The organism is Calditrichota bacterium (assembly GCA_014359355.1).
Lineage (GTDB): Bacteria > Zhuqueibacterota > Zhuqueibacteria > JANLFK01 > Oleimicrobiaceae > Oleimicrobium.
In genome coordinates this window covers 1-4732 of record JACIZP010000172.1, presented here as the reverse complement: position 1 = coordinate 4732, position 4732 = coordinate 1, and the positions used below count along the sequence as shown (strand labels likewise).

Below are 4732 nucleotides of genomic sequence, written 5' to 3'. Positions count from 1 at the left end.
TCAGCTTCGTCGCCATCTCGGCGATCAAGATGTCCACGATCTTGACCATGTCGTTGAGGTTGAGCGCGCGGAACACGACGATCTCGTCCACTCTGTTCAAGAATTCCGGGTTGAAGATGCGCTTCACCTCGTCCATGATGCGCTTCTTCATGCTCTCATAGTCGGAGCGCTCATCGCCCTTGGAGAAACCGAAGCCGCCGGTCTTGCGAATCTCGCGCGCACCAATATTCGAGGTCATGATGAGGATGGTGTTCTTAAAGTCGACTTGTCGCCCCAGGCCGTCGGTGAGCCGACCGTCGTCCAGAATCTGCAGCAGGATGTTGAACACGTCCGGGTGCGCCTTCTCGATCTCGTCGAAGAGCACCACCGAGTAGGGATGGCGGCGCACTTTCTCGGTGAGCTGCCCGCCCTCTTCGTAGCCGACGTAGCCCGGAGGCGCGCCGGTGAGGCGCGAGACGGAGAACTTTTCCATGTACTCGGACATGTCGATGCGGATGAGGGCCTGCTCACTCTCGAAGAGGTAGCGCGCCAGTTCTTTGGCCAGTTGCGTCTTGCCCACACCGGTGGGGCCGAGGAAGATGAAAGAGCCGATGGGCCGGTTGGGGTCCTTGAGGCCGGCGCGCGTGCGCTGGATGGCCTTGGTCAGCACGCGAATCACTTCGTCCTGCCCGATGATGCGCTGCCGCAGCTCCTCCTCCATGCGCAGGAGGCGTTCCGACTCTGACTGCGCCACCTTCTGCACGGGGATGCCGGTCATCATGGACACCACAGCGGCAATCTCTTCCTCGGGCACGGTGGCCACGATCTTTTGGTCCTCCTCCTCCCACTTCTTGCGCGCCTCTTCCAGCTCGCGCATAAGCCGCTTCTCCTGGTCGCGCAGCACCGCTGCCCGCTCAAAGTTCTGGCTGGCCACCACCGCTTCCTTTTCGCTCTGCAACCGCTTGATCTTTTCCTCCAATTCGGTGATGGCCTTGGGGACGACGATGTTGTTCAGGTGGACGCGCGCTCCCGCCTCGTCCATGACGTCGATGGCCTTGTCCGGCAGATAGCGGTCGGTAATGTAGCGCTCGGACAGCCGCACCGCCGCCTCGATGGCCTTGTCGGTGTACTTGACGTGGTGGTGCTTCTCGTACCGGTCCTGCAGGCCTTTGAGAATCTGCAGGGTCTCCTCAGGCGTGGGCGGATCGACCATGATTTTCTGGAATCGGCGATCCAACGCGCCGTCCTTCTCGATGTACTGCCGGTACTCATCCAAGGTGGTGGCGCCAATGCACTGCAGCTCACCGCGAGAGAGGGCCGGCTTGAACATGTTCGAGGCGTCCAGTGAGCCGGAGGCGCTGCCCGCACCTACGATGGTGTGCAGCTCGTCGATGAACAGGATGACGTCCTTGGCCTTGACGAGCTCGTTCATGATGGCCTTCATGCGCTCTTCGAACTGGCCGCGATACTTGGTGCCCGCCACGATGGCCCCCAGGTCGAGGGTCACCACCCTCTTGTTGTGCAGCACGCGTGGCACCTTCTTCTGCACGATGCGCAGGGCCAGGCCCTCAGCGATGGCTGTCTTGCCCACCCCTGGCTCGCCGATGAGCACGGGGTTGTTCTTCTTGCGCCGGCTCAGCACCTGCGCCACCCGCTGGATCTCCTCGTCGCGACCGATAATTGGGTCAAGCTCCCCCCGGCGCGCCAGCTCGGTGAGGTCGCGACCAAAATGGTCAAGCGCCGGTGTCTTGGAACCGCGTTGTGACGACAGTTCCTTGTCGGAAGACATCTCGCCTTGCATGATACTCTCCAACTCCTGGGCTACTGCCTCATAGGTCACATCAAAGGTGTGCAGCACCTGGCTGGCAACGTCGTCGCGCTCCTTGACCAGGGCCAACAGCAGGTGCTCAGTGCCGATGATATCTGAGCGATATCGCTCGGCCTCATTGTAGGCCATCTTCAGGATCTTCTCTGCCCGGCGGGTGAAGGGGATATTGCCGTAGGTGGTGGTCTCGCCCGTCACGCCCACGGCGTCCTCCACGGCGCTGCGGATCTCGTCCAAGTCGCACCCCAGGCGCTGCAAGATGGTCACGGCCAGCCCTTCCCCCTCGCGAATCAGACCGAGCAGGAGGTGCTCGGTGCCGATGTGATCGTGCCCCAGTCGCCTGGCTTCGTCCCTGGACAACTGGATGACCCGTTGCACCCGCTGCGAAAAGTTGTTTCTCATAGCACCAACTCCCTTATGTCCACCCCCAGCCAAACGCCCTATGGCACGCTGGAGGAATGCTCCCTGTCACACCCCCAAGTACTCGCGGACGAACTGTGCGCGATAGGCATCTCGCTCTTCGTTGTCCATTTCTTTGCCCGCACGTTTTTGCAGATGCGCCGGCAGGGCAATGACCAGAAGCTCGTTAAGCCGCCTGCGGGGAATGGGCGGCAACAGCCCCAGCTCACTCCCCACGCGCACTGCCGAAAGCAGATTCATGAGCTCCAACGACGAAATGAGCTGCGCATGCTGCAACAGGGCGCGTGCCCGATATACCAGGTCTCTGACGCGCAAGGGGCGTTGGTGGAGCAGCCGCGCCCGCGCTTCCCGCTCCAAAGCCACGACGCGCTCGGCGATGCCCCGCACGCGCTTAATGATGGCCTTCTCCGCACGCCCTAAAGTGAGCTGGTTCGAGATCTGGAAGATGTTCCCTTGCACGCGGCTGCCCTCGCCATAAAAGCCACGCACGGTAATCTCGCTCCCTGCGAACTCCTTGAGCGCCTTATCGACCTCCTCCAGCAGCGCCAAGGCCGGCAGATGGGCAAAAATGGACACCCGCATCCCTGTGCCGGTGTTGGTGGGGCAGGCGGTCAGATAGCCGAACTGCTCGGAGAAGGCATAGTCGAGTCGCTCGCCGAGCTCATCATCCAGCGTCCGCACCGCCTCCCAGGCCTCTTCGATCTGCAGACCGGAGGCGATGGCCTGCAGCCGCAAGTGGTCTTCCTCGTTGACCATCACCGCCAGGGTTTGCGCCAGGTCCGCGAACACGGCGGCATGCTCAGGGCGCTCGGCAGATTGCGGGCTCACCAGGCGCCGCTCCATGAGGAAGCGCCTGTCCAGGGCGGAGAGCTCGTCCAGCCGCAGGTGGAGCGACTGCGGCAGCGCCCTGCTCGCGGCGATCGCCGCTGCCACCTGGCTGCACACGCTCTCCCGCTCTTCGGCAGGAGCTGCTCCAGGGAAGCGGAGACCTTGCAAGTTGCGGGCCAGCCGCACGCGACTGGTGATGATGATGTCGGCCTCCGGCCCGCTCCCGTCCAGCCAGGCGCAGAGCCGGCCTTCTAAGACGGCAACCGCCGCATTGGCCCCTGTTCTGGCCTGCGCCTCTTTGTCCTCTTCATCGCTCCCCATGCTTCGACCTGCCGCGCTGGGTCTCCAGATCGGTGATCAGGTCCCTGAGGCGCGCTGCCTCCTCAAACTCCTCCTTGGCCACTGCCTCCTGCAACTGCCGCCGCAACTGCTCAATGTCGGGGTGCTCCATGGCGCCGCGCAACGATGGCGGCCGCATGCCGATGTGCTTATTGCTCCCGTGGATGCGCCGCAAGATAAACTTGAGGTCCTCGCGGAAAGTTTCATAGCATTGGGCGCAGCCAAGGAGTCCCGTCCGTTCAAAGTCCTCTTTGGTGATGCCACACCCTGCACATTTGAGCGAGCCCACCGTGCGCGCGCTCGTCGGCACCTGCGCACCGAGAAACCCCACAATCATGGCGCCAAAGGTCGAAGGCAAGGCGCCAAAGGGAATGCCCAAGCCCTTCTCCTCGGCGCACTGCTTGCAAAGGTGCAGCTCAGTGTGCTCGTCGTTGATGACCTGCGTCAATTTCAGCGTGGCCGGGTTGACGCCACACAGATCACACACAATCATGACCGGTTCGCCGCGTTGTTTTTGATGCGCCCGTCATAGAGCTCAATCACCCGGTCTGCCTGGCGCGCCAGCTCCAAGTTGTGCGTCACGATGATGAGGGTGCGGTTGTGCTTCCTGCTCAGCTCCCACATCAGGGCGTTCAGGGCGCGACTGGACTGCAGGTCCAAATTCCCCGAGGGCTCATCGGCCAAGATGAGCTGCGGCCTATTGATGAGCGCCCGGGCCACCGCGACCCTCTGCTGCTCGCCCCCAGAAAGCTCCGACGGCCGGTGGCCGGCACGCTGTTCCAGGCCCACCTCCGCCAGAAGGGTCATGCCCACGTCTTCCAACTCGCGCCGCGGACGCCCGGCGATGAGGCCCGGCAAAATCACATTCTCCAGCGCCGTCAACTCCGGCAGCAGGTGGTGGAACTGAAACACAAATCCCGCGCGCTTGTTGCGAAACTCTGCCAGACGGCGATCGTCCAGGCTGAATACGTCGTGCCCGTCGATGAGCACCCGGCCCTCGGTGGGCCTATCCAGAGCCCCGAGGATGTGGAGCAAGGTGCTCTTGCCCACGCCCGAAGGCCCCACCACCGCCACAATCTCCCCCTCGAACACTTCCAGGTCGATCCCTTTCAACACATGCAGGCTTCCCCGTCCCATGGGGTAGCTCTTGTGAAGGTTCGTCGTGGTCAGAATCGCTCTACGTTGCGCCATCTCCTACTCGTATCGGATAGCCTGCACGGGATCCAGGCGCGATGCCTTCCACGCCGGGTACAGGGTCGCCACATAGCTGATGAGAATCGCCGCCAAACTCACCCAGACAAAGTCCGTCCACTTCATGAGCACCGGCAGGAAGTTGATGAT

5 protein-coding genes are annotated in these 4732 nt (G+C 62.5%); all 5 read right to left on the bottom strand.

Going from position 1 to position 4732, the window contains the following annotated elements:
- Positions 1-2206: ATP-dependent Clp protease ATP-binding subunit (locus H5U38_07185; protein ID MBC7186800.1), on the bottom strand; the 2206-nt coding region annotated here is incomplete at its 3' end.
- 66 nt (positions 2207-2272) lie between these two features.
- Positions 2273-3373, bottom strand: a complete 1101-nt coding sequence (locus H5U38_07180) for a protein arginine kinase (GenBank protein ID MBC7186799.1) — start codon at positions 3371-3373, stop codon at positions 2273-2275.
- Entirely contained in the window at positions 3360-3884 is a 525-nt protein-coding gene (locus tag H5U38_07175; GenBank protein ID MBC7186798.1) for a UvrB/UvrC motif-containing protein, read from the bottom strand. Before H5U38_07175 ends, H5U38_07180 begins: the two co-directional genes overlap by 14 nt.
- On the bottom strand, positions 3881-4582 hold the full coding sequence (locus H5U38_07170; GenBank protein ID MBC7186797.1) for an ABC transporter ATP-binding protein: 702 nt from the start codon (positions 4580-4582) through the stop codon (positions 3881-3883). Before H5U38_07170 ends, H5U38_07175 begins: the two co-directional genes overlap by 4 nt.
- A gap of 3 nt (positions 4583-4585) precedes the next feature.
- On the bottom strand, positions 4586-4732 hold a 147-nt coding region (locus tag H5U38_07165), incomplete at its 5' end, for a lipoprotein-releasing system transmembrane subunit LolC (GenBank protein MBC7186796.1).